A 23,164-nucleotide genomic window follows, 5' to 3' on the forward strand; every position below is an offset into this window, starting at 1 on the left:
CTATTCGGCGGCGGCGCGGCAGGCGGTGCCGGCCTCCAGCAGCGCGCGGATCTCGGGCCGGCACGAGCCGCAATTGGTGCCCGCCCGCAGCGCCTGCCCCACCGCCTCGACCGAGGTCAGGGCCTGGCTGGCGATGGCCCGCACGATGCTGTTCACCCCGATGCCGAAACAGGCGCAGACCAGCGCGCCTTCGTCCGGGCGGTCGGCGCCGGGGCGGCCGGCCAGCGCCTCGGCCCCGTTTTCGCCCAGCAGCGCCGCGACATGGCTGCGCGACAGGCCCACCGGCTCGGGCGCGACGAACAGCGCCGCCTGCAAGCGGCCCTCGCGCAGGAAGGCCAGCCGCACCTGCCCGCGGGCGCGGTCATGCAGCACCAGCGGCTCGTCCGGCAGGCCGAACAGCGCGCGGGCATGGGCGGTCCAGTCCTGCACCGGCTCCAACCCGGCCAGTTCGGCCTGCTCGCCCCGCGGCAGCGTGGCCCGCGCCCAATAGGCGCAATCCGGGCGGATCGGACCCGCCGACACGGCAAAGCCGAACCAGCGCGCGGCAAAGGGCCGGATCGCCACCGCCGCCGATTTCAGCGCCGGCTGGCCCGAGACCGGATCGACCGTCCCCGGCACCAGCGCATCGACCCGGCCCGAGGGCGCGGTCTCGCCCGTCCAATGCATCGGCGCAAAGGGATGGCCCGGCGCCACGCGGTCGCTGACCAGCACCCGCAGCACGGCGCGGCCATGCGGGCTTACGACTTCGGCCAGGCTGGCGGGCGCCAGGCCCAGCCGGGCGGCATCGCCGGGATGCAGCTCCAGGAAGGGCTCGGCCAGGTGGCGCGACAGGCGCGGCGACAGGCCGGTGCGGGTCATCGTGTGCCAATGATCGCGCACCCGGCCGGTGTTCAGCCGGAACGGACGATCCGCGCCAGCCGGCCGGGGCGCACGCGGCGTGACCGCGACCAGCCGCCCGCGACCCGAGGGCGTATGGAACCGCCCGTCGCCAAAGAAGCGCCCGCCCTGCCGGCGCGCCGATTGCGGCCACAGGAAGGGCTCCAGCGCGTCATACTCCGCCTGGGCGATGCCGGCATGGGCCGAGATGTCGAAATCGCTGCCCAACCCGCCCGCGATGCCCGACAGCGCGGCATGTTCGGCAAAGACCTGCGCCGGGCTGGTCCAGCCGAAGGCCTCCGGCCAGCCCATGCGGCGCCCGACCTCGGCCAGGATGCGCCAGTCGTCGCGCGCCTGGCCCGCGGGGGCGAGCGTCCGGCGCTGGCGGCTGATGCGGCGTTCCGAATTCGTCACCGTGCCGTCCTTTTCGCCCCAGCCGGTCGCCGGCAGCAGGACATGCGCCAGCCGCGTGGTATCGGTCCGCGCCATGATGTCCGAGACCACGACGAAATCGCAGCCGGCGATGGCGCGGGCGACGCGATCGGCCTCGGGCATGGTCACGGCAGGGTTGGTGCAGATGATCCACAGCGCCTTGATCCGGCCGTCCTCGACGGCGCGGAACATGTCCACGGCCTTCAGCCCCGGCCGCTCGGCCATGCGGGGCGCGTTCCAGAAACCGCGCACCGCCTCGCGATGCGCGGGGTTCTCGATCTCCAGGTGGCAGGCCAGCATGTTGGCCAGCCCGCCGACCTCGCGCCCGCCCATGGCGTTGGGCTGGCCGGTGACGCTGAGCGGGCCCATGCCCGGCCGGCCGATGCGGCCGCTGGCCAGGTGGCAGTTCAGGATCGCGTTCACCTTGTCGGTGCCGCTGTCGGACTGGTTCACGCCCTGCGACCAGACCGTCACCACCTTGTCGCTGTGCAGCCACAGGTCGAGGAACTGCCTGATCTGGCTGTGCGCCAGCCCGATGGCCGAGGGCAGCGTCTCGCGCGCCGCAGTCATGGCATCCTCGATTCCTTCCAGGTTGTCGGCGCAGATCTCTGATCTTCTGCCGATTTCCGCCAGCAGCAGGTTGAACAGCGCCGCATCGGAACCCGGCGCCAGCGGCAGATGCAGGTCGGCGATGTCGCAACTCGCGGTGCGGCGCGGATCGACCACCACGACCCGCGTGCCCCGCGCCTCGCGCGCCGCGGCCAGCCGCTGGTAAAGCACCGGATGGCACCAGGCCAGGTTCGAGCCGACCAGCACCACCGTATCGGCCAGCTCCAGATCCTCGTAGAGCCCCGGCACCGTGTCCGAGCCGAAGGCCCGCCGGTGCCCCGCCACCGCCGAGGCCATGCAAAGCCGCGAATTGGTGTCGATGTTGCCCGAGCCGATGAAGCCCTTCATCAGCTTGTTGGCGACATAGTAATCCTCGGTCAGGAGCTGCCCCGAGACGTAGAAGCCGACCGAATCCGGCCCGTGTTCGGCGATGGTTTCGGTGAATCGGCGCGCGACCAGGTCCAGCGCCTCGTCCCAGCCGGCCTCGCGCCCGTGGATGCGCGGGGCGAGCAGCCGGCCGGCATGGCCGACCGTCTCGCCGAGCGCCGAGCCCTTGACGCAGAGCCGGCCCTTGTTCGCCGGATGCGCGGGGTCGCCGGCGATGCCCAGCCCGCCGCGGCCGTCGGGCGCGGCCAGCACGCCGCAGCCCACGCCGCAATAGGGACAGGTGGTGCGGATGGTCTGCATCGGGGCCCTCACTCGGCGGGAACGGCGGGGGCTTCGGGGCGGGCACCGGCATCCGCATCCGCCGCGCGGCGGGGCGAGGTCTTGTGATGCGTGGCATAGATCATCGCGCCGACAAAGGTCAGCCCGCCGACCAGGTTGCCCAGCACGGTCGGGATCTCGTTCCAGATCATGTAGTCCATGATGGTGAACTGCCCGCCCAGAAGCAGCCCGGCCGGGAACAGGAACATGTTCACGATGGAATGCTCGAACCCCATGTAGAAGAAGATCAGGATCGGCATCCACATGGCGATGACCTTGCCCGAGACGGTGGTGGACATCATCGCCGCGACCACGCCGGTCGAGACCATCCAGTTGCACATGACCGCGCGGATGAACAGCGTCAGCATCCCCGCCGCGCCATGGGCGGCATAGCCGAGCGTCCGCCCCTCGCCGATATGGCCGATCTTTTCGCCGACCGCGTTCGGCGCCTCGGAAAAGCCGAAGGTGACGATGATCGCCATGAAGACCGCGACGGTGAAGGCGCCGGCGAAATTGCCGGCGAACACCAGCCCCCAGTTGCGCAGCATGCCGCGCAGCGTCACCCCCGGCCGGCGGTCGATCAGCGCCAGCGGCACCAGCGTGAACACCCCGGTGAGCAGGTCGAAGCCCAGCAGGTAGAGCATGCAGAAGCCGACCGGGAACAACAGCGCGCCGATCAGCGGCTCGCCCGTGTTCACGGTGACGGTCACGGCAAAGGCCGCCGCCAGCGCCAGGATCGCCCCGGCCATATAGGCGCGGATCAGGGTGTCCTTGGTGGACATGAAGACCTTGGCCTCGCCGGCATCGATCATTTTCTTCGCGAAATCAGCAGGATTGACGTAGGACATGATGCAACTCCTCAGGCGGCGTTCGAGCGGGAGACGAGTTCGGCGCTGATCAGGACGCGGCCCCGCTCGACGCGGACGGGCCAGGTGCGGACCGCGCCCTCGTCGGCACCCTGGGCGGCGCCCGAGTTCATGTCGAACACCCAGTTGTGCAGCGGGCAGGTCACGCGATCGCCATGAACCATGCCCTCGGACAGCGGGCCGCCCTTGTGCGGGCAGCGGTCGTCCAGGGCAAAGACCCGGTCGTCCAGCGTGCGGAATACCGCGACGCAGCCCTGCGCGGTGCGGATCACCCGCGCGCCCTGGCGGGGGATGTCGTCCAGGGCTCCGATGTCGACAAAGATGGTCATTCCGCGGCCTCCAGGGTCAGATCGGCAAGGGGCGCCCATTTGGGCGTCTCGGTGGTGGTGGAATGCTCGGCCCAGGGGTCGCGGCGATAGACCGACTGGCTGACCTCGAAGCGCTCGACCAGCGCGCGGCGGGTCGGCAGGTCCGCGACCTGCGCCTTCACCCAGTCGAGCCCGACCTTGGCCACCCATTTATAGGGCCGGTCCAGATAGCGCGCGTGCTCGCGGTAAAGCTGGATGAAGGCGGTGATGATCTCGACCGCCTCGTCCTCGGAGGGGGTCGAGGCCAGGGGCTCGGTCTCCTTCACCTCCATCCCGGCGGCGCCGGCGACGCTGATCTGGTAGCCGCTGTCGACGCAGATCACGCCCACGTCCTTGCAGGTCGCCTCGGCGCAGTTGCGCGGGCAGCCCGAGACGCCCAGCTTGACCTTGTGCGGCGTCCAGGATCCCCAGAGCAGCTTTTCCAGCCTGATCCCCAGCCCGGTCGAATCCTGGGTGCCGAAGCGGCAGAACTCGCTGCCGACGCAGGTCTTCACCGTGCGCAGCCCCTTGGAATAGGCGTGGCCCGAGACCAGCCCGGCCGCGTTCAGGTCGGCCCAGATATGCGGCAGATCCTCTTTGCGCACACCCAGCAGGTCGATGCGCTGGCCGCCCGTGACCTTGACCATGGGCACGGCATATTTCTCGGCCGCGTCGGCGATGGCGCGCAGCTCGCCCGGCGTGGTGACGCCGCCCCACATGCGCGGCACCACCGAATAGGTGCCGTCCTTCTGGATATTGGCGTGGTTCCGCTCGTTGACAAAGCGCGACTGGCGGTCGTCGCGATAGTCCAGCGGGTATTCGGCCAGCAGGTAATAGTTCAGCGCCGGGCGGCAGGAATGGCAGCCGCCCACGGTCTTCCAGCCCAGCTCCTGCATGACGGCCGGGATCGACTTCAGCCCCATCGAGCGGATCAGCCGCCGCACGTCCTCGTGGCTGTGGTCGGTGCATTTGCATATGCCGGCGGGGACGGGCGCGACGAAGCCGTCGCCCAGGGTCAGCTTCATCACCTGCTCGACCAGCCCGGTGCAGGTGCCGCACGATCCCGACGCCTTGGTGCAGGCGCGGACGGCGTCCAGCGTGTGGGCGCCGCCCAGAACGGCATCGACGATGGTGCCCTTGCAGACGCCGTTGCAGCCGCAGATCTCCGCCTCAGGCGGCAAGGCTGCAACGGCCGCCATAGGGTCCAACGTGGTCCCCCCCTGGAAGGCCGGGCCGAAGATCAGCGTGTCGCGCATCTCGCCGATGTCGGTTTCGTCCTTCATCAGCCCATAGAACCAGTTGCCGTCGGCGGTGTCGCCATACATGACCACGCCGACGATGCGGTCGTTCTCCAGCACCAGCCGCTTGTAGATGCCGCGGCCGGGGTCGCGAAAGACGATGTCCTCGCGCCCCTCGCCTTCGGCGAAATCGCCGGCGCTGTAGAGGTCGCAGCCCGTCACCTTCAGCTTGGTCGCGGTCTGCACCGGGCGGAACGCGGCTTCCTCGCCCAGCAGGGTCCGGGCCAGCACCTTGGCCTGGTCGTAAAGCGGCGCGACAAGGCCAAAGACCTGGCTGCGATGCTCGACGCATTCGCCGAGCGCGAAGATATGCGGGTCGCTGGTGCGCAGGGCGTCGTCGACGACGATGCCGCGCTCGACCTCCAGATGCGCGTCATTGGCCAGCCGCACCTCGGGGCGGATGCCGACGGCCATGCAGACCAGGTCGGCGGCATGGACGGTGCCGTCCTCCAGCAGCACGGCCTCGGCCCGGTCGTGGCCCAGGATGGCCTTGGTCGCGCCCTTGCAATGCACCTTGATGCCGCGCCGCTCCAGGTCGCGCTGCAGCAGGTAGCCGGCGGCGGGGTCCAGCTGCCGCTCCATCAGGTGGCCCATCAGGTGGACGACGGTGACGCTGGCCCCCCGCGCCGCCATGCCGGCCGCCGCCTCAAGGCCCAGCAGCCCGCCGCCGACCACCACCGCGTCCTTGCCGGCGACGCCGGCCTCGATCATCGCATTGGTATCCTCGAGGTCGCGATAGGTCACGACGCCCGGCAGGTCGCTGCCCGGCACCGGGATGATGAAGGGCGCCGAGCCGGTGGCGATGACCAGCGCGTCATAAGGCGCGCCGCCCGTGTTGGAATAGACGGCGCGATTGGCGCGGTCGATCCTGACCACCGGCTCGCCAAAGCGGCAGTCGACGCCATGCGCGGCATACCAGTCCGCGTCATGGGTGACGATCTGCTCATAGGTCTTTTCGCCCGACAGGACCGGCGACAGCATCAGCCGGTTGTAATTGCCGCGCGGCTCGGCATTGAACAGGGTGACATGCCATTCGCCGGGCGCGGCCTCGAACAGCTGCTCCAGCAGGCGGCCCGAGGCCATGCCGGCGCCGATGACGACGAGTTTCTTCATCGCGTGACTCCTTTCTCAGGCGGCTTGCAGGGGCGCGCGGCCCATCTGGCGGATCGAGGCATGCATCCAGAGCGCGCAGGCCCCGACCAGCAGGAACAGCGCCATGAAGCAGCTGGACCACAGCCCGGTCTGGTCGCGCAGCCAGCCGAAGAGCAGCGGCAGCAGGAACCCGCCAAGGCCGCCGATCATGCCGACGAGCCCGCCCACCGCGCCGACATGGCCGGGGTAATAGCTGGGGATGTGCTTGTAGACGGCGGCCTTGCCCAGGCTCATGAAGAAGCCAAGGACGAAGATCACCGCCAGGAAGACCGGCACCGGCACGCCCGAGGGGATCGAAAGGATCCCGGTCGCGACCAGCGAGACGGCGAAGGTCGCATACATCACCGTCCGCGCGCCGATCCGGTCCGACAGCACCCCGCCATAAGCGCGAAAGATCGAGCCGGGGATGGAATAAGCCGCGCCGATCATGCCGGCGGTGGCGATGTCGAAGCCGTAGACCTGCGTCAGGTAATGCGGCAGCCACAGCGCCAGCGCCACGAAGCCGCCGAAGCTGAAGAAGTAATAGGCCGAGAAGCGCCAGACCCGGACCTGGCCCAGCGGCGCGAACTCGGCGCGCAGCGGCGCCTTGCGGCCGGCCCCTGCGGCGGTGACGGGATCGTCCTTGCTGAAAAGCCAGAACAGCATCGCGGTCAGCGCCAGCGCGCCGGCCCAGATCTGCGCGGTCGCCTGCCAGCCCAGCGCCAGCATGACGAAGGGCGCGGCGAACTTGGTCACGGCGGCGCCGACATTGCCGACCCCGAAGATGCCCAGCGCCGTGCCCTGCCGCCCCTCGGCATAGAAGCGCGAGACATAGGCGACGCCCACGGCGAAGGAGCCGCCGGCCAGCCCCACGCCCAGCGCCGCCAGCAGCATCTGCGGCCAGGTCGAGGCATGGGACAGAAGGAAGGTCGCGCCGGCGGCGGCCAGCATGGTCAGCGTATAGACGCGCCGCCCGCCCAGCCGGTCGGTCAGCACGCCCAAGCCGATGCGCACCAGCGAGCCGGTCAGGATCGGCAGGCCGATCAGCAGGCCGAACTGGGTCTCGGTCAGGGAAAGCTGCTCGCGGATCTGCAGGCCGATGATCGAGAAGATCGTCCAGACCGCGAAGCAGATGGTGAAGGCGAAGGTCGAGAGGCCCAGCGCGCGGCTGGCCTCGGAGGGCGGAACGGGGGAAACGGCGGGCATGGTGGCTCCGATGCGTTGCTGATGGCGAAAGCTGTCGGAAAGCGCGCGGCCAGGGCGGCGGGACGCCGCAGCGGGACTGCGCTTTCGGAGGGGAGGGATTTCCGCGCCCTTGCGGGAATCCGTGCCGCATCATTGCGAGCGGGCCGGTGGCACGCCATTGCGCCGGGCCATGGGACCAGATTGGGTCAGGATGCCGGCCGGATCAAGCCTTGATGCGGCATCGCAGCATCCGCCGCCCGTTCCGCCCGAAAGCCGGGCAGCATCGCGCCCGGCCTGCCCGCGAAACGCTCAGCCGGCGAAAGGGGGCTCGAAGATGGTGCCGTCGAAGAAGGCATCGGCGCGCAGAATCATCTGGCCCTTTTCGGCCGCGACCTCGCGGTCCTCGGCCAGCGCGCCTTCCAGCCGCGCCGAGGCGCCGGGCAGCGCCGCCCCCGCCTCGCGCAGGTGCTGGCGATAAAGATCGGTGCGGAAATGCGCCATCGCCTTTTCCATCGCCGGCGCCGGGTCCAGCCCATGCCGCGCGGCGATGCGCTGCGCAAAGAAGGCGGCCAGGCTTTTCCAGGGGAAATTCGCCGCCCCGGCATGGAAGGCGATGAAGCCCGGCACATGGCGGATTTCGCCCGAGGGCGTGACCTGCAGCCGCCCGGTCAGCCCGCGCTCGGCCAGTTCGGTCGGCAGGTCCAGGTATTCGCGCCGTGACAGGATCTCGGCGGCGGTATCGCGGTTCTCGGGCTCGTCGAGCCAGCGCCCGGCGCGCCAGACCGCCCGCATCAGCGCGCCGGTCAGCTGCGGCTGGCCTTCGGTGAAGTCGCGGCGCAGCACCAGCCCCTTTTCCGGCGGCGAGGCCCAGATCGCGGTGCCCGGCAAGAGCAGCGAGGCAAGGCCGCGGTCCACCGCGCTCGACGCCCAGGGCTCGCCGACGCAGAAGGCATCGACCTCGCCCGCGGCCATGGATTCGGCCATCAGCGGCGGCGGCACAGTCACGACCTCCAGGGCCGGGCTGAAGCCGCTGGCGCCCAGCCAGTGCCGGATCAGTTCCAGCTGGGTCGAGAAATGGAAGGGCACGCCCACCCGCAGCCGGCCGGGCGCGGCCTCATGCAGCGCATGGGCGGCCTTGCGGGCATCGCGGAAGTCGAAGTCGTGGCCCTGCTCGCGCATCCGGGCGGCCAGGGCGGCGCTGACCGCGACCGCCTGCCCGCCCTGCGACAGGAACATCGCCAGGTCCAGCTCCGGCAGCGCCGGGCCCAGACCCAGCGCCTGCGCGACCGGCATCGGCACCAGCATATGCGCCGCCTCGATCAGCCCGGCGCCCAGCATGTCGCGGGCCTGCGCCCAGGCGCCCAGGCGCAGCAGCTGGAATTCCAGCCCCTCTTCTGCGGCAAAGCCCAGCTCGCGCGCCACGATCAGGGGGGCGGCGTCGATCAGCGGCACATAGCCAAGGCGCAGGGGCGTCAGCGGCATGAGAGCAACCCCGCGGCAAGGACCAGCTGCTGCGCGATCTCGGCCACGCGCTTGCCCTGGTCCATCGCCGTCTTGCGCAACAGCGCATAGGCGGCCTCTTCGTCGATGCCGCGCGCCTTCATCAGCACCGCCTTGGCGCGGTCGATCACCTTGCGCTCCTCCAGCGCGGCGCGGGTCGCGGCCAGTTCGGCGCGCATGCGCTGGAACATGTGAAAGCGCGCGATGGCCGCGTCCAGCACCGGCTTGATCCGGTCCGGCCGCAGCCCGTCCACGACATAGGCCGAGATGCCGGCCTCGACCGCCGCCCGCGTCAGATGCTCGTCCGAGCGGTCCACGAACATCGCCACCGGCCGCTCGGTCGGGCCCGAGGCCAGCGCCAGCTCCTCGAGCACGTCGCGCGAGGGGTTGGCCAGGTCGATCAGCACGATGTCGGGCCGGCATTCGGCGATATGGCGTGCGAGGCCGGTTTCCTCGGAAATGATGCGGATGTCGTGGTCGCCGATCTCGCGCAGCCCGTCCACGATCGGGGCGGCGCGCTCGGGGTCGGGCTCGATGACGACGATGGAAAGGCGCTTGTCCATCTGCTTCCTGATCTGTGCCGCCCTTGCAGGTGCCATCGCAGCCGCGCGCCCGCAACGCATCACACCGTCGCCGTGCCGCCCCGCGCGGGATCTGCCCGCCCGGCGGGCAGTTTTCGGACGGCTCTGCCCAAGGGGCGGGCAGGAAGGTTGCCGCGCCCGCTCCCTTGAGCCTGGCGGGGGTTTGGCTAATCTGGCGGCGACGCGCGAGCAGAGGGACACCATGCCAGAGATCATCCTGCTGACGGGCAAGGCCGCCCCCCTGCCCGGAAACAACCAGAAAAGCGGCATCGACAAGCGCCCGGTGGACCGGCCGCTGGCGCTTGGCCCGGAGGGGCTCGAAGGCGACGAACAGGCCGACCGCCGCGTGCATGGCGGGCCGGAAAAGGCCGTGCATCACTATCCTTTCGATCATTATGCGGCCTGGCGCGAGGAACTTGGGCAGCTGCGCCCGGCCGAAGCACCGGGGGTTTCACACCCCCGGACCCCCGTGGGGTATTTGGAAAACGGAGAAATCATGGGGTTGCTGGGGGCACCCGGCGCCTTTGGCGAGAATATCTCGACCGAGGGGTCGACCGAGGCGGAGGTCGCGGTGGGCGACATCTTCCGGCTGGGCACGGCGCTGGTGCAGGTCTCGCAGGGGCGGCAGCCCTGCTGGAAGCTGAACCGCCGCTTCGGGGTCGCGGACATGGCGCGGCGCGTGCAGGAAAGCGGCCGCACCGGCTGGTATTACCGCGTCCTGCAGCCCGGCATGATCGCCCCCGGCGACCGGCTGGAGCTGGTCGACCGGGTGGCGCCGGAATGGACGCTCGGCCGGCTGTGGCATGCGCTTTACGTGGACCGGCTGAACCTGGGCGAGTTGCAGGGCATCGCCGGGCTCGACGTGCTGGCCGAGGGCTGGCGGCGCTACGCCATCCGCCGGCTGGAGAGCGGGCGGGTCGAGGACTGGTCCAGGCGGCTGGAGGGCAGCGCATGAGCCGGTCGCTGGTGATCTCGATCCAGAGCCAGGTGGTCATGGGCCATGTCGGCAATTCCGCCGCGGTCTTTCCGATGCTGGCCGCCGGGCTGGAGGTGGCGCCGATCCCGACGGTGATCTTTTCCAACACGCCGGATTACCCGACCCTGCGCGGCCGGGCGCTGCCGGGCGATTTCTTCGCCGACCTCTTGCAGGGCGCCTGGGACCGCGGCCTGCCCGAGCGCGCGGATTTCCTGCTGACCGGCTATATCGGTTCGGTCGAGGTGGCGCGGCTGACCGCCGATTTCGTCGCCCGCGCCAAGGCGGCGAACCCGCGGCTGCGCTATTACTGCGATCCGGTGCTGGGCGACGAGCAGCCGGGGCTTTATGTGCCCAGGGAGATCGCCGACACCTTCCGCGACCGGCTGCTGCCCATGGCCGACATCGCCTCGCCCAACCCGTTCGAGGTCGCCTGGCTGACCGGCCAGCCCATCGCGGAACTGGCCGACATCCCCCGCGCCGCCCGCGCCCTGCGCATGGCCCCCGAGGCGCGGCTGATCGTCACCGGCTGCAAGCTGCGCGAGACGGCGCCGGACATGCTGGAAAGCGTGATCCACGGTCCCGAGGGCCTGTCGCGCCACCCCACGCCGCACCTGCCGCTGGCCATGGCGGGAACCGGAGACCTGTTCGCCGGCCTTGTCGCCGCGGCGCTGGGAAGCGGGCGCAGCCTGGCGCAGGCGGTCGAATATGCGCAGGTCCAGACCTCGCGGGCGCTGATGCGCGCGGCGGCGCTGGGAACGAAGGAGGTCGTCCTGTGCGACCGCGATTTCCGCATGGCCCTGCTGGGGGCCTGAAGCCGCGCCCTGGCGGCGGGGATTGCCGGCGGGGGCGCCCTTGCCGGATTGTGCCTTCATCGGCCGTCCTCGTATTCCCGCAACCGGCACGTGACCTCGAGGAGCACCCGCGCCAGGTGCTTTTGCACCGAACCTTCCGACAGCGCCATATGCCGCGCCACCTTGCGATAGCTAAGGCCCCGGATGCGGTGCAGAACGAAGATCCGCCGCGTCTTGTCCGGCTCGCCTCGAAATATCGAACAGCAAGGCGGAGGCCTGGCGCCGAGCGTCGTCATCGGATCACCGCCACGTCACCAGGATGACGGAGGCAGAGTTCGACGCATTCACGCGCGGTCTAGTCGATTGGGCGCGTGAGGCATATCGTGACCCCAATATCTAACCCCCGCCCCTTCGCCGAGGTGCTGCGCGACTGGATCGGTCGGCACGGCGGCAGCGCCTATGCTGCCGCGCCGCGGCTGCACACCACAGAGCAGACGCTGGGCCGCTGGCTGCGCGGCTCGACCTGCGCCACCGAGACGGCACAGCGGGCGCTGATGACCCTGGTGGATGAGGGGCGGGCCTAGGCTGTCAGCGGACGGACCAAGCTGGAGACCGTGCTGCAACGCCCCCCGCCGGAGGGCTCCCTGCGAGCGGTACGGGGGCCGATCTTGGTGACGCGTCATGCGTCTGGCGCATAGCTGGCCGAGGATCGAGGCTTGAAGGCGCCTTCAACCTCCCTTCATCCGCGCCGGTTTTTTTTTGACGCAAAGCGCCGGTTTTTTGACGCGCTACACCTGCAAAGCCGGATCCGCAGGCAGGGGCCCGGCCCGGCAGGCCGGCCTGCGCCGGACCCTCCGGCAAGGCGATTGGCGGAAGGGAGTGGGAGTCGAACCCACCAAAGACTGACGCAGCCTCAACCGGATTTGAAATCCGGCCGCCCCACCAGGAACGCTTCCCTTCCATCGCCGCCCCTCAGGCGGCCTGCAGCCGGGCGCAGATCGCCGCCACGGCCCGGTTCGCATCTTCCAGCGCATGGCCGACCTCGCCGCCAAACCCCGCGCGCACCGCACCTATGGCATACATTCCCGGCAACGATGTCTCGAGATGGTCGTCTACGGCCAGCGGTTCCTGGCCCTGCACCGCGCCCGGCGGCAGGAAGCCGGTATTCGGCACCAACCCGACCATGGCGAAGAAGCCCTGCACCTCGACGCGGTCCTGCGCGCCGCTGCGCAGGTCGCGCAGCCGGGCATGGGAAAGCCCGCCCGCGCCCTCCAGCGCCTCGACCACGGTGCCGAAGCGGACCGAGATCGGCGCAGCGGCCCCGACCGCCTCGACGAAATCCGGGCGCGCGGTAAAGCGGTCGCCGCGATGGACCAGATGCACGACCGGGCAGTATTCGGCCAGGATCAGCGCCTCCTGCAGGGCGGAATCGCCGCCGCCCACCACCATGCCGGGCTTGCCGCGCACCATCGGGCCGTCGCAATCGGCGCAATGCGAGACGCCGCGATGCTGGAACTCGGCCTCGCCGGGGATGCCGAGCGGGCGGTGGCCGGCGCCGCTGGCGACGATCACGCTGCGCGCGGCGTGGCGTGCGGCGCCGGTGACGACGGTCCAGCCGCCGCCTTCGCCCGGCTCGATGGCGGTCACATGTTCGGGGATGTTTTCCACCCCCAGCTCGGTGGCGCGCATCATCAGCTCGGCCGCCAGGTCGACGCCGGATTCCGGCATGCCCTCGGGGCCGGGCCAGAGCCTGTTGATGTTCAGCACCAGACCGCCGAACATGCCGCCTTCGGCCAGGGCGACCCTGAGCCCCCGTTGCGCGGCCTGCCCGGCCGCCGCCATGCCGGCGACGCCGGAGCCGATGATGAAGATGTCGTAGGGATTGCTCATCTCGTTCTCCTGTTCTGGATGCGGGGTGGATGCGCCGGCCCGGCCGCGGTCGCGGCCGTCGCGTCATGCCCGGCCCGCAGCAAGCGGACATTGCCCTGGCGAAGCGTGACCCCCTGCCGGTCCAGGCATTCCAGGATCTCGATGGCAAGGGCGCGCCCGGTCCCGATCACGTCGCGGTAGTCCGCGGCGCTGAACAGCCCCTCCGCGGACCGCCGCGCCGTCTCGGCCGCCTTGCGGGCCAGCGTCTCGACGGTTTCGGGCAGGGCAAAGCGCTCGGGCGTGATCTTGACCGCCTCGCCCAGGGCGGCCTTGCGGTGAAGCAGGTCGCGGACCTTCTGCAAGGGGATGCTGGTCTGGACCGACAGTTCGCGGGCGCTGGGGATCTGGAAGCCGGCATCTTCCAGGATCGGCCAGATCAGCGACCAGCTTTGCTTGTCCTGCGGGTTTGCCGTGGAATCGAAGCCGGCCAGCCGCAATTGCGAGCCGACCAGTTCCAGCCCCCAGCCCGCGGCGCATTGCCGGACCAGGTCGGCAAAGACCTTGGCCTCCTGTCCGGGCGCGATTTCCTTGTGCAGCCGGCTCAGCTCGATCCCGCTGGCATCCTGCCGGGCGGCGTGAAAGCGCGCCACCGCCTCGGCGGCGCGCAGGCCCAGCCGCTCGGCGCGCATGAAGGAAAAGGCGGTGGGGATGCGCGTCCTGGTCAGCGGCGCCCCCTGGGGCAGCAGCTCCAGCGCCTGCGGCAGCGGCATGGTGTGGATGCGGGCGAACCAGTCCATCGGCACCCCGTCTGGCAGGCCGTCCAGAAGCGCCAGCAACCCCGCCTGCCTGTCGCGGCCGTCCAGCGCCTGCAAAACCGCGCTCCGCCGGCTGCGGCGAGAGGGCGGAAAGGGATTGACCACGAAACCGCCGCCGATGGTCCGGCTGGCCGATTGGTCGCGGATGATCAGCCGGTCGCCATGCGCGGCATGGACCGGGCGATCCAGCCGCAGCTGTGCCAGCGCCTCCTGCCCGGCCTCGATGGCGCCGCCGCGGCGCAGCGCCAGCCGGGCCGGGATGTCGGCGGCGCCGATATGCAGATGCAGCGGCGTCCAATGCGCCAGGGCCCGCGCCTCGCCCCGCAGAACCCGGATGCGCACGTCGATGCGGTCGGTCACGTGATCGGCCTCGGGGTGAACCAGCCAATCGCCACGCGCCACCGAGGCATGGTCGAGATTGGCCAGGTTGATCGCGCAGCGCTCGCCCGCGCGGACCAGCTCGACCGCCTGGCCGTGGCGCTGCAGCTTGCGCACCCGGCCGCGGATGCCGGCGGGGCTGACCAGCAGGCTGTCGCCGATCCGCACCTCTCCGGCCAGCAGGGTGCCGCGCAGGACCGTGCCGCTGCCGGCGGCGACGAAGACGCGGTCCACGACAAAGCGCGGCCAGGCGCCATCCGGCCTTTCCGGCGGGCTTTCCAGGGCTGCGACCTCGGCCAGCCGATGCCGCAGCGCCCCGATCCCCGCGCCGGTCGTTGCCGAGACGGCGATCTGCGGAAAGGGCGGGAAGCCCGCGCTTTCCAGCAGCTCGTCGACCTCGGCGCGGACCTGCGCGATCCTGTCGGGGCCGGCCCGGTCGCATTTGGTGATGACCACCGTGCCGTCGCGCAGCCCGAGCAGGCCGAGGATATGCAGATGCTCGCGGGTCTGCGGCATCACCCCGTCGTCGGCCGCCACCACCAGCAGGGCATGGCCCACCGCATAGACCCCGCCCAGCATGTTGCGGATGAAGCGCTCGTGCCCCGGCACGTCGATGAAGCTCAGCATGCGGCCGTCGTCCAGCGGCAGATGGGCAAAGCCGACCTCGATCGAGATGCCGCGGGCCTTTTCCTCTTTCAGCCGGTCGGTCTCCATCCCGGTCAAGGCACGGACCAGCGTGGTCTTGCCGTGGTCGATATGGCCGGCCGTGGCGACGATCATGGCCGCCCCGCCACGGGCCGGGCCCGATGCGGCAGGCCGTTGCGCAGAAAGATGGCGCTGCGGGAAACCATGGCACGCTCCATTGTTGTCGATGATCCGGCTTGCGTCCGGCCCCGGCGGGCCGCGCGGGCCACGGGGGCATCGCGGCCACCCCTGGCCCATCCGGCACGGGGACCGCGCCCCCAGGGCTATTGCTTCAGCGCATCCAGCACGGATTGCGCGTCCAGCCCGGCCTTGGTCATGTCCTGCGCCCAGGCGGCGACCACGCCCTCGAATTTCTCCTCGAACTGGGCGATCTGCTCGGGGGTCAGTTCGACGACGCTATGGCCGTTCTCGGCCACGATCCGGTCGCGGATCACCAGGGTTTCGCGATCCTCGTAGCTGCAAAGCTGGTCCTGCGCCTTCAGCCCGGCCTCGGCCACGATCTGCCGCACGTCCTCGGGCAGCTTGTTCCAGCTGGCCTCGCTGATGGCGAAGCCGACCAGGTTGCCGCCGAAGCGCGGGCCGTGGACCGAGTATTTCAGCAGGTTCTCCAGGTCGAAGTCGGGCAGGCTGACATAGGGATAGAACGTCCCGTCGATGGTCCCGCGGCTGAGCGAATCGTAAAGCTCGCCCACCGGGGCCTGGATCGGCACGGCGCCCAGCTGGCTGGCGGTCTTGCCGACGGCATTGCCGTTCGCGCGGATCTTCAGCCCCTTGATCGCCTCGATCCCCTCGGGCCGGACCCTGGTGGTCATCAGCACGTTGGGCGGGATCACGTTGGCGAAAAGCACGCGCATGCCCTGCGCCTTGTATTCGCTGTCGCCCAGAAGGCCGCCGGGCTTCACGATGTCCCAGACCATATGCGTGCCTTCGCAGGACGAATCGTAAAGCCCCGGCAGCTCGCCCGCGGTCGAGAGCGGCAGCTTGTCGGGGGAATATTGCGGGACGAAGAAGGCGATGTCGGCGATCCCCGAGGACAGCACCGACAGCATGTCCTTGCCCAGCTGGCCCGCCGGATAGACCTCGAAGCGGACGCGGCCGTCGGTCCTGGCGGTGATCTCGTCCGTCATGACCTGGCCGCCCTGCTTCCAGATATAGACATCCGCCGGCAGCAGATGCGCGATCTTCAGCGTGATCGTGTCCTCCGCCATCGCGGGCCCGGCCAGCAGCGCCAGCGCCGCGGCGGGACCGACGAGGCGGCTGCCCTGTCGGAACACGGCTTTCCATGAAATCATGATGTCCTCCCTGATCTGTCTTCGCCGGCCGGGGCCTGGCGATCGGGCGTCTCCTCCACCCGGACGCAGGGATGATGCGGCAATTTCCAGCGCGCACCTACGACGAAAGCACCTGCATAGGCACCGCCTATGATCGACATCGGGCCGCGCCGGTATTCCCCGCCACCGCCAGGCCGCTAGGCTTGCGGGGAACCGGGCCATGACGAGGGGAGGGGCGGCAATGGATCTGGACATCAAGGGGTTGCGCGTCGTCGTCACCGGGGGCGCCCTGGGGCTGGGCGCGGAAATCGTGCGCCGTTTCCTGGCAGAAGGCGCGCGCGTCCATGCCTGCGACATCGACGAGGCGGCGCTTGGCCGGCTTGGCCGGCAGGACGGGCTGTCGCTGGGCGCCTGCGACGTGGCCGACCCGCAATCGGTCGAGCGGATGCTGGCCGCGGCGGTGCAGGTCCTGGGCGGGCTCGACTGTCTCGTCAACAATGCCGCCGTCTCGGGGCCGCTGGCCCCGGTCGAGGAAACCGAGATCGCGGCCTGGGAACATTGCCTGCGGGTCTGCCTGTTCGGGCAGTATTACTGCTGCCGCTTTGCCGTGCCGCATCTTCGGCGCTCGGCGAACGGCTCGATCGTCAACCTGTCCTCGGCGGCGGGGAAGTTCGGCTTTACCAACCGCTCGGCCTATGCCGCGGCGAAATCGGGCATCCTGGGCCTGACCCGCACGCTCTCGCGCGAGCTGGGGCCGGCGGGGGTCCGCTGCAACGCGGTGCTGCCCGGCATCGTCGACGGCGACCGGCTGCAGCGCGTGCTGGCGGCGAATGCCCAGGCGCAGGGCCGCAGCCCCGAGGCGGTGGCGCAGGATTGGCTGGCCCATGCCTCGATCAAAAGGATGTTGAAGGCCGGGGAGGTGGCTGACATGATCGCTTATCTGGCCTCGCCGCGGGGGCGCTCGATCTCGGGGCAGGCGATCAGCATCGACGGCGACCTGCAAATGCTCGCCTGACCGTTGCGGGCGGAGGAGGCGCGGCATGTCCCGACCAGCCATACCGGCGCTTGCCGGACATGCCCGGCCATGACGGCCGTGGACAACAAGCCGCCGCGGCTGGAGCTGCGGCAGCTGCGCTACGTGGCCATGGTGGCGGAATGCGGCAGCATCACCCGCGCCGCCGCCCGGCTGGGCATCGCCCAGCCCTCGCTGTCCGAGGCGCTGTCCCGGCTTGAACAGGATCTCGACACCGCGCTGCTGGTGCGCGGCAAGCATGGCGTGATCCTGACCGAGGCCGGCGCCACCCTGGCCGAGACCGGCCGGCAGGTGCTGGACACCATCGACACCGCGCTGGAGCAGGTCCAGAAGCTGGGCCACCAGAGCCGGCGCGAGATCGCGGTCGGCCTGCCGATGACGCTGACCGGGCTGATGGCGGTGCCGCTGGCCGACAGCATCGCCCACGAGCATCCCGACATCCGCGTGCAGATCACCGAGGCGACCACCACGGTCCTGCTGGAGCAGCTGGCCAGCGGCGCGCTGGACCTTGCGGTCTGCTATGGCGGGGCGGATTTCGACGCCTTCGCCGCGCAGCCGATCTTCGAGGAAGAGCTGTTCCTGGTCGCCGCCTCGGACAACTGGAGCGAAAGCCCGGTCATCGACGGCCTGGCTCAGAAGGCCATCGCCTTCGATCGCCTGGCGGATCTGCCGCTGGTCCTGCCGGCAAAGCAGAACCCGATGCGGCTGATGCTGGATCGCCTGGCCAAGGCGCATAAATGCGAACTGAAACCGCTGCTGGAGCTGGATTCGCTGCTGAGCCTGGTGACATTCGCCAGCCGGGCCAGCGCGCATATCGTCCTGTCCCATGCCGCGGTGGTCAAGGAGGTGGCGAACGGAACGCTGGTGCTGGTCCCCTTCCGCGAGCCGGCACCGACCCATACCGCCTATCTGCTGCGCCGGCGCGACCGGCCGGTGTCCTCGGCCAGCCTGCTGGTCGAGCGGATGATCCTGTCGGTGCTGGCCGAGATGATCGCCCGCTATCGCCTGAAGGCGCGGCTGCTGAAACCGGCCGGCGACTGAGGCGCGTCAGGGTGCGCCGGGGCGCACCCCGCGCCTGGTTCAGGGCAGCCGGATCTTCTTCGTCACCGCCATGTTGCCGAAGGTCGCGCAATACGAGTTGTGATAGGCCTCGGGCCCCCCCGCCACCGCGATCAGGATGTCCTCGGCCCTGGCCGTGACCATGTTCCTGCCGTCGATGATGTTGCGCGAGTTCTGCTCGACCGCGCTGACCTCCTGGGGCAGTTCGCTGGCCGGAAAGGTGGCGCGGCGGAACAGCTCCTCGCGGATGCGCGGCTTGTCGTAGCCCTGCTTGGCCAGCAGGTCGGCATGGCCGGGATTGAGGAACAGGATCGGGTTGCCTTCGCCCAGCAGCATGTTGTTGGCGGCAAAGGACACCATGCCGCTGGCCAGCGTGCGCAGGATGCTCTCGGCCTGCTGGAAGCACACGAACATGTTGCCGATGTCCTGCACGCCGACCACGGTGACGGTGCTGTCCTCCGGCTCGAAGCCGCGCTCGACATGCAAGGGCACCCAGGGGCTTTCCTCCTCGGCCTCGCCCAGGCACATGGTGTATTTGCCCGGCTGGCCCAGGGTGGCCTTGTCCACCTCTTCGGGGATGGCGCCGCCGATGTTGAGCATGATCAGCCGGATCGCCCGGCCGATGGTGGCATTCGCCCGCCGCCCCGGACCCAGCGCATTGCGCCCGCAGTTCAGGTCCAGCTGCTGCCGGACCGGGCCGTTGACCAGGATCAGCGGCCCGACCGGGTTGGTGGTGGTGGCGACGCCGAACAGGTTGAACTGCGGCTCGACCAGCGCCTCGACCACCGCGATCAGCACCGGCATGTATTCCGGCAGGCAGCCGGCCATGACGGCGTTGACCGCGATCCCCGTCACGGTGGCCAGATGGTTGGCCGGCGGGATCACGGCGATCTCGTCCGAGCCGGGCCGGCCCGATGCGGCGATGAACCGCTGCACTAGGTCGTCGGTAGGCGGGATGACCGGCATGCCGTCGGTCAGTCCCATGCGATAGAGCGTGTCGAACAGCTCGGCCGGATCGGCCGGCGCCTCGATCATGGCGGCGTTCTGCTGGTTCATTCCGTATCTCCCCCGCCTTGCCGCCCCGCCCCGACAGCGCCCGGTGCGATCAGGCCGACATAGGTCTCGACGATGGTTTCGGTGACGCGCGCCACCTCTCCCTCCGCGTAGAATTGCGGGTTGAGCGGAAAGACGATGGTGGGCAGATCCGGCATTCCCCGTCCCGTGCGCGCCATCCTGGCAAGCGCGGTGAAGCGTTCGGTGACAAAGACGACCGAGGGGATTCCGCGTTTGGTCAATTCGATGCAGTCATGGACACTCCACGACGTGCATGAGCCTCAGTTGGCCAGGCCGACGACGGCAAAATCGCCCAGCCGGGCGGCCTCGGCGATCACGGCCTCGTCGACGGCGGTGCTGACCGGGACGTCGAACTGGATCACGTCCTTGACGCCATAGCGCGACTTCAGCGCGGTGCCCAGATGGTCGATCATCTCGTCCATGCAGGTCCAGTGGTTGTTCAGCACCACCATGGTCTTGCCCTGCAAGCCGTCGATCTTGGGATAAAGCTGCGCCGCGGCATCGCGGGCCTTGGCACGCGGATCATGGATAAACAGTCGTTCCGTCATGGTTCCCTCCTGAAAACGCGGGGGGCGCGATGGCCCTGGTGCCCTGGATGATCCGGCAGAACGGCCCGTGAGGCAATCGCCGAGCGGGCCGCATAGGCGCCCCCTATGCCAAAGCCGCGGCGCGCCTAGGCATGGCGGGGGGACAGGCCCGGCCCTGGGTCGGCGCGGCGCGGGCGCTCGCATGGGGCAAGGCCGGCGACGTGCCGGAACGGCCTCCCCTGGCTCCTATGGCATTCATAGGCCCGCTTCAGATTCGTTGACGGTGCCGGCCGCCGCCGACTAGGCTGCATGTGTCGTGGCTGTCCAGCCGAACGCGACCCCGTGCAACGTCGGAGGTTCCGATGGCAGTTGCGGCAGCACCCCGCATCATCCCGGCACCCTCCCGCAACCAGAGGACCAGACCATGCCCAGCACCAGCCGACGCAACCTGTTGAAACTCGCCCTGGCCGCCGCCGCGATCCCCGCGGTGCCGGGCCTGCTGCGGGCGGCGCCCGAACCCCGCGGCTTCGCCCCCGCGCCCGGCGACTGGCGCAGCTTCGAGCTGCGCACGCGGGTCAGGCTTGCGCCGCAGGGCCCAGCGCAGATCTGGCTGCCGGTGCCCTCGGCCCAGTCGGACTACCAGCGCTCGCTGGACGACAGCGTGACCGGCAATGCCAGCGAAGCCGCCTTCGTCACCGATCCGGCCAGCGGGGCACGGATGCTGCACGCGCGCTTCGACGCCTCGGTCGCCGAGCCCACGGTCGAGCTGGTCAGCCGCATCCAGACCCGCAACCGCACCGTGGACTGGAGCCGCACCTCGGAGGTGCAGGAAGACCCGGCGGTGCTGGAAGCCGCGCTGAAGGGCTCCAGCTTCAAGCCGCTGGACGGCGTGGTGCTGGACCGCGCGCGCGAGATCACCCAGGGCGCCACCACCGACCGCGAGAAGATCGCCGCGATCTATGCCTGGATCGTCACAAATTGCCATCGCAACCTCGACACCCCCGGCTGCGGCCCCGGCGACATCCAGGCCACGCTGACCAGCGCGGGCCTTGGCGGCAAATGCGCCGACCTGAACGGGCTTTTCGTGGGTCTTGCCCGCGCCGCGGGCGTGCCGGCGCGCGACATCTACGGCGTACGGGTGGCGCCCTCGGCCTTCGGCTACAAGCAGCTGGGCGCGAACAGCCCCGACGTGACCGGCGCGCAACATTGCCGGGCCGAAGTCTGGCTGGCGGGCCACGGCTGGGTGGCGATGGACCCGGCGGACGTGCTGAAGGTGATGCGGGCCGAGACGGACCGCTGGATCAAGGATCCGGCCGACCCGCTGGTCGCACCCGTCAATGCGGCGCTTTTCGGCAATTGGGAAGGCAACTGGGTCGCCTACAACACCGCCAGCGACGTGTCCCTGCCCGGCGCGAACGGCGCCCCGGCCCTGCCCTTCCTGATGTATCCGCAGGGCCTGAACGCCCAGGGACGGCTGGACGAGCTGGACGCCAAGGCATTCTCCTACGAGATGACCGCGCAAGAGGTCTGAGCAACCCCCTCGGGCAGGCGTTCCGGTCCCGGATGCCTGCCTGTCCAAGGGCCGCAGCGGGGCGTCTTTCGGCCTCGCCCCGCCGCCGGCCTGTCGCACCGGCGGGGCATGTCAGGCGGCTTCGAGGGTCACAGGGCGCAGAGCGCGGCGCAAAGCCGGTCGATGTCCTCGCGCGTGGTATAAAGGCCCAGGCTGGCGCGGCACAGCGCCGTGACCCCCAGCGAGGCCATCAGCGGCTGCGAGCAGAAGGAGCCGGCGCGCACGGCGATGCCCTCCTGGTCCAGCAGCGCCGCCAGGCGCTGCGGCGATCCCACCCGCTCCAGCCGGAACGAGAACAGCGGCCCCTTGCCCGGCGCCATGCCGAACAGCTCGATCCCCGGCACCTTGGCCAGTTCCGCCTGCGCATGGGCGACCACGGCCTGCTCATGCGCGCGGATGCGCGCCATGCCGATGCCGCCGAGATAGCGCAGCGCGGCGCCCAGGCCGATCTGGGCGACGATCGCCGGGGTTCCGGCCTCGAACCGCAGGGGCGGCGCGGCATAGGTCACGGCCTCGCGCGTGACCTCGCGGATCATGTCGCCTCCGCCGCGATAGGGCTGCATCTCGGCCGCCCGCTCGCGCCGGACCCACAGCGCGCCCGAGCCCGAGGGACCATAGAGCTTGTGCCCCGCCAGCGCATAGAAATCGCAGCCGATGGCCTTTACGTCCACCGGCGCATGCACCGCGCCCTGCGCGCCATCGACCAGCACCGGCACGCCCCGCGCCCGCGCGCCGGCGCAGATGGCGGCCAGGTCGACCTCGACCCCCAGCACGTTCGACATCTGCGTGACCGCGACCAGCCGCGTCCGCGGTCCGATGGCGTCGATCACCGCCTGCGGGTCGAGCCAGCCGCCGGCATCGAAATCGACCCATTTCAGCACGACGCCCTGGCGTTCGCGCAGGAAATGCCAGGGCACGACATTGGCGTGATGCTCGGCCGCGGTCAGCACGATCTCGTCGCCCGGCCCCAGCCGCGGCGCGGCCCAGGCGGCAGAGACCAGGTTGATCCCCTCGGTCGCGCCCGAGGTGAAGACCACCTCGTCCTCGTCGGCGTTCAGGAAATCGGCGACGATGCCGCGCACGGATTCATAGCGCTCGGTCATCACGGCGGACAGGTGGTGCAGCCCGCGATGCACGTTGGAATAATCCTCGGCATAGGCGGACATCACCGCATCCAGCACCGCCCGCGGCTTCTGCGCCGAAGAGGCGCTGTCCAGATAGCACAGCGGCTTGCCGTTCACCCTGCGCGCAAGGATCGGGAAGTCACCGCGCAGCTCCAGCGTCTCGATCATGGGTCTCTCCGTTCCTGGTCGCGCCCGCCGATGCGGGCGGGCATGCATGAACCCAACCACGGCGCAAGGCCGGGGCGCAACAAGCAGCCGCCCCTATGCCATTCATAGGCGGGGCTGTGCCCTTGGTTGACAGCCTTGCCCGGCCCGACCAAGCTGCAGGCGACAATGCGAGGGAGGAGCCTTGCAGATGGATTAGCTGGACACGCCCTGACCGCGCGCGGCGCCGCAAAGGCCGGCCTGCGCCGTTCCATCATCCCCATCCCGCCCCGAACCC

At 70.1% G+C, this 23,164-nt stretch carries 20 protein-coding genes and 1 tRNA gene; 6 read left to right on the top strand and 15 right to left on the bottom strand.

What is annotated here, in order from left to right:
* The 7 genes from IT40_RS08985 to IT40_RS09015 all read right to left on the bottom strand — a co-directional run bounded on the left by IT40_RS08985 (position 1) and on the right by IT40_RS09015 (position 9,512).
* Entirely contained in the window at positions 1–2,604 is a 2,604-nt protein-coding gene (locus IT40_RS08985; RefSeq protein ID WP_036753440.1) for a nitrate reductase, read from the bottom strand.
* Positions 2,605–2,612: 8 nt separating this feature from the next.
* Complete coding sequence (locus tag IT40_RS08990; protein WP_036753444.1) at positions 2,613–3,470, bottom strand: formate/nitrite transporter family protein; 858 nt, start codon at positions 3,468–3,470, stop codon at positions 2,613–2,615.
* Between the two features lie 11 nt (positions 3,471–3,481).
* On the bottom strand, positions 3,482–3,817 hold the full coding sequence (gene nirD, locus IT40_RS08995; protein ID WP_036753448.1) for a nitrite reductase small subunit NirD: 336 nt from the start codon (positions 3,815–3,817) through the stop codon (positions 3,482–3,484).
* Positions 3,814–6,246: a nitrite reductase large subunit NirB gene (gene nirB, locus IT40_RS09000; RefSeq protein ID WP_036753450.1), complete on the bottom strand. Its 2,433-nt coding sequence runs from the start codon at positions 6,244–6,246 to the stop codon at positions 3,814–3,816. Before nirB ends, nirD begins: the two co-directional genes overlap by 4 nt.
* Positions 6,247–6,261: 15 nt before the next feature.
* Entirely contained in the window at positions 6,262–7,470 is a 1,209-nt protein-coding gene (locus tag IT40_RS09005) for an MFS transporter (protein ID WP_036753453.1), read from the bottom strand.
* 288 nt (positions 7,471–7,758) lie between these two features.
* Entirely contained in the window at positions 7,759–8,931 is a 1,173-nt protein-coding gene (locus IT40_RS09010; protein ID WP_036753456.1) for a CmpA/NrtA family ABC transporter substrate-binding protein, read from the bottom strand.
* Positions 8,922–9,512 carry an ANTAR domain-containing response regulator gene (locus IT40_RS09015; protein ID WP_036753460.1) on the bottom strand — a complete coding sequence of 197 codons (591 nt, stop codon included), beginning with the start codon at positions 9,510–9,512 and terminating at the stop codon, positions 8,922–8,924. Before IT40_RS09015 ends, IT40_RS09010 begins: the two co-directional genes overlap by 10 nt.
* 220 nt (positions 9,513–9,732) lie before the next feature.
* Between IT40_RS09015 and IT40_RS09020 the strand changes: the two genes are divergently transcribed.
* Positions 9,733–10,485: an MOSC domain-containing protein gene (locus tag IT40_RS09020; protein WP_036753463.1), complete on the top strand. Its 753-nt coding sequence runs from the start codon at positions 9,733–9,735 to the stop codon at positions 10,483–10,485.
* Positions 10,482–11,318, top strand: a complete 837-nt coding sequence (gene pdxY / locus IT40_RS09025; protein ID WP_036753466.1) for a pyridoxal kinase — start codon at positions 10,482–10,484, stop codon at positions 11,316–11,318. The genes IT40_RS09020 and pdxY overlap by 4 nt, the downstream gene beginning before the upstream one ends.
* A 56-nt stretch (positions 11,319–11,374) precedes the next feature.
* On the opposite strand, the gene IT40_RS09030 is transcribed toward pdxY, so the two are convergent.
* Positions 11,375–11,593 carry a sigma factor-like helix-turn-helix DNA-binding protein gene (locus IT40_RS09030; RefSeq protein WP_052095838.1) on the bottom strand — a complete coding sequence of 73 codons (219 nt, stop codon included), beginning with the start codon at positions 11,591–11,593 and terminating at the stop codon, positions 11,375–11,377.
* 87 nt (positions 11,594–11,680) lie between these two features.
* Between IT40_RS09030 and IT40_RS09035 the strand changes: the two genes are divergently transcribed.
* Positions 11,681–11,881: a hypothetical protein gene (locus IT40_RS09035; protein ID WP_036753533.1), complete on the top strand. Its 201-nt coding sequence runs from the start codon at positions 11,681–11,683 to the stop codon at positions 11,879–11,881.
* 283 nt (positions 11,882–12,164) lie between these two features.
* Here IT40_RS09035 and IT40_RS28515 read toward each other — a convergent pair.
* From IT40_RS28515 to IT40_RS09050, 4 genes are all read right to left on the bottom strand, one after another.
* Positions 12,165–12,258: transfer RNA gene (locus tag IT40_RS28515), tRNA-Sec, on the bottom strand.
* Between the two features lie 11 nt (positions 12,259–12,269).
* Positions 12,270–13,187, bottom strand: coding sequence for an NAD(P)/FAD-dependent oxidoreductase (locus IT40_RS09040; protein WP_036753469.1), 918 nt, complete (start codon positions 13,185–13,187; stop codon positions 12,270–12,272).
* Positions 13,184–15,139 (bottom strand): selenocysteine-specific translation elongation factor, encoded by a 1,956-nt coding sequence (selB, locus tag IT40_RS09045; protein WP_052095839.1) that lies wholly within the window; start codon positions 15,137–15,139, stop codon positions 13,184–13,186. Before selB ends, IT40_RS09040 begins: the two co-directional genes overlap by 4 nt.
* 188 nt (positions 15,140–15,327) lie before the next feature.
* Positions 15,328–16,356, bottom strand: coding sequence for a TRAP transporter substrate-binding protein (locus IT40_RS09050; protein ID WP_166436090.1), 1,029 nt, complete (start codon positions 16,354–16,356; stop codon positions 15,328–15,330).
* Between the two features lie 220 nt (positions 16,357–16,576).
* Between IT40_RS09050 and IT40_RS09055 the strand changes: the two genes are divergently transcribed.
* Together IT40_RS09055 and IT40_RS09060 are read left to right on the top strand one after the other, a co-directional pair.
* Positions 16,577–17,350: an SDR family oxidoreductase gene (locus tag IT40_RS09055; RefSeq protein ID WP_036753475.1), complete on the top strand. Its 774-nt coding sequence runs from the start codon at positions 16,577–16,579 to the stop codon at positions 17,348–17,350.
* Positions 17,351–17,419: 69 nt separating this feature from the next.
* Positions 17,420–18,409 (top strand): LysR family transcriptional regulator, encoded by a 990-nt coding sequence (locus IT40_RS09060; RefSeq protein WP_036753478.1) that lies wholly within the window; start codon positions 17,420–17,422, stop codon positions 18,407–18,409.
* A 39-nt stretch (positions 18,410–18,448) separates the two neighbouring features.
* Here the strand turns inward: IT40_RS09060 and IT40_RS09065 are convergent, their stop codons facing one another.
* Together IT40_RS09065 and IT40_RS30775 are read right to left on the bottom strand one after the other, a co-directional pair.
* Positions 18,449–19,483 (bottom strand): hypothetical protein, encoded by a 1,035-nt coding sequence (locus IT40_RS09065; protein ID WP_036753481.1) that lies wholly within the window; start codon positions 19,481–19,483, stop codon positions 18,449–18,451.
* Positions 19,480–20,232 carry a UGSC family (seleno)protein gene (locus tag IT40_RS30775; RefSeq protein WP_420874810.1) on the bottom strand — a complete coding sequence of 251 codons (753 nt, stop codon included), beginning with the start codon at positions 20,230–20,232 and terminating at the stop codon, positions 19,480–19,482. The genes IT40_RS09065 and IT40_RS30775 overlap by 4 nt, the downstream gene beginning before the upstream one ends.
* 220 nt (positions 20,233–20,452) lie before the next feature.
* On the opposite strand from IT40_RS30775, the gene IT40_RS09080 reads away from it, so the two are divergent.
* Complete coding sequence (locus IT40_RS09080; RefSeq protein WP_036753490.1) at positions 20,453–21,559, top strand: transglutaminase-like domain-containing protein; 1,107 nt, start codon at positions 20,453–20,455, stop codon at positions 21,557–21,559.
* 128 nt (positions 21,560–21,687) lie between these two features.
* On the opposite strand, the gene IT40_RS09085 is transcribed toward IT40_RS09080, so the two are convergent.
* A complete protein-coding gene (locus IT40_RS09085) occupies positions 21,688–22,890 on the bottom strand; it encodes an aminotransferase class V-fold PLP-dependent enzyme (protein WP_036753493.1) in 1,203 nt (400 codons plus the stop codon).
* Positions 22,891–23,164: the final 274 nt, after the last annotated feature.

Source organism: Paracoccus versutus (assembly GCF_000763885.1).
Classification (GTDB): Bacteria; Pseudomonadota; Alphaproteobacteria; order Rhodobacterales; family Rhodobacteraceae; genus Paracoccus; species Paracoccus versutus.

What these genes read in the sequence shown, in the direction of transcription:
- IT40_RS08985 (WP_036753440.1), bottom strand. Translation starts at nt 2,604, where the DNA reads ATGCAGACCATCCGCACCACCTGTCCCTATTGCGGCGTGGGCTGCGGC.
- IT40_RS08990 (WP_036753444.1), bottom strand. Translation starts at nt 3,470, where the DNA reads ATGTCCTACGTCAATCCTGCTGATTTCGCGAAGAAAATGATCGATGCC.
- nirD (WP_036753448.1), bottom strand. Translation starts at nt 3,817, where the DNA reads ATGACCATCTTTGTCGACATCGGAGCCCTGGACGACATCCCCCGCCAG.
- nirB (WP_036753450.1), bottom strand. Translation starts at nt 6,246, where the DNA reads ATGAAGAAACTCGTCGTCATCGGCGCCGGCATGGCCTCGGGCCGCCTG.
- IT40_RS09005 (WP_036753453.1), bottom strand. Translation starts at nt 7,470, where the DNA reads ATGCCCGCCGTTTCCCCCGTTCCGCCCTCCGAGGCCAGCCGCGCGCTG.
- IT40_RS09010 (WP_036753456.1), bottom strand. Translation starts at nt 8,931, where the DNA reads ATGCCGCTGACGCCCCTGCGCCTTGGCTATGTGCCGCTGATCGACGCC.
- IT40_RS09015 (WP_036753460.1), bottom strand. Translation starts at nt 9,512, where the DNA reads ATGGACAAGCGCCTTTCCATCGTCGTCATCGAGCCCGACCCCGAGCGC.
- IT40_RS09020 (WP_036753463.1), top strand. Translation starts at nt 9,733, where the DNA reads ATGCCAGAGATCATCCTGCTGACGGGCAAGGCCGCCCCCCTGCCCGGA.
- pdxY (WP_036753466.1), top strand. Translation starts at nt 10,482, where the DNA reads ATGAGCCGGTCGCTGGTGATCTCGATCCAGAGCCAGGTGGTCATGGGC.
- IT40_RS09030 (WP_052095838.1), bottom strand. Translation starts at nt 11,593, where the DNA reads ATGACGACGCTCGGCGCCAGGCCTCCGCCTTGCTGTTCGATATTTCGA.
- IT40_RS09040 (WP_036753469.1), bottom strand. Translation starts at nt 13,187, where the DNA reads ATGAGCAATCCCTACGACATCTTCATCATCGGCTCCGGCGTCGCCGGC.
- selB (WP_052095839.1), bottom strand. Translation starts at nt 15,139, where the DNA reads ATGATCGTCGCCACGGCCGGCCATATCGACCACGGCAAGACCACGCTG.
- IT40_RS09050 (WP_166436090.1), bottom strand. Translation starts at nt 16,356, where the DNA reads ATGATTTCATGGAAAGCCGTGTTCCGACAGGGCAGCCGCCTCGTCGGT.
- IT40_RS09055 (WP_036753475.1), top strand. Translation starts at nt 16,577, where the DNA reads ATGGATCTGGACATCAAGGGGTTGCGCGTCGTCGTCACCGGGGGCGCC.
- IT40_RS09060 (WP_036753478.1), top strand. Translation starts at nt 17,420, where the DNA reads ATGACGGCCGTGGACAACAAGCCGCCGCGGCTGGAGCTGCGGCAGCTG.
- IT40_RS09065 (WP_036753481.1), bottom strand. Translation starts at nt 19,483, where the DNA reads ATGAACCAGCAGAACGCCGCCATGATCGAGGCGCCGGCCGATCCGGCC.
- IT40_RS09080 (WP_036753490.1), top strand. Translation starts at nt 20,453, where the DNA reads ATGCCCAGCACCAGCCGACGCAACCTGTTGAAACTCGCCCTGGCCGCC.
- IT40_RS09085 (WP_036753493.1), bottom strand. Translation starts at nt 22,890, where the DNA reads ATGATCGAGACGCTGGAGCTGCGCGGTGACTTCCCGATCCTTGCGCGC.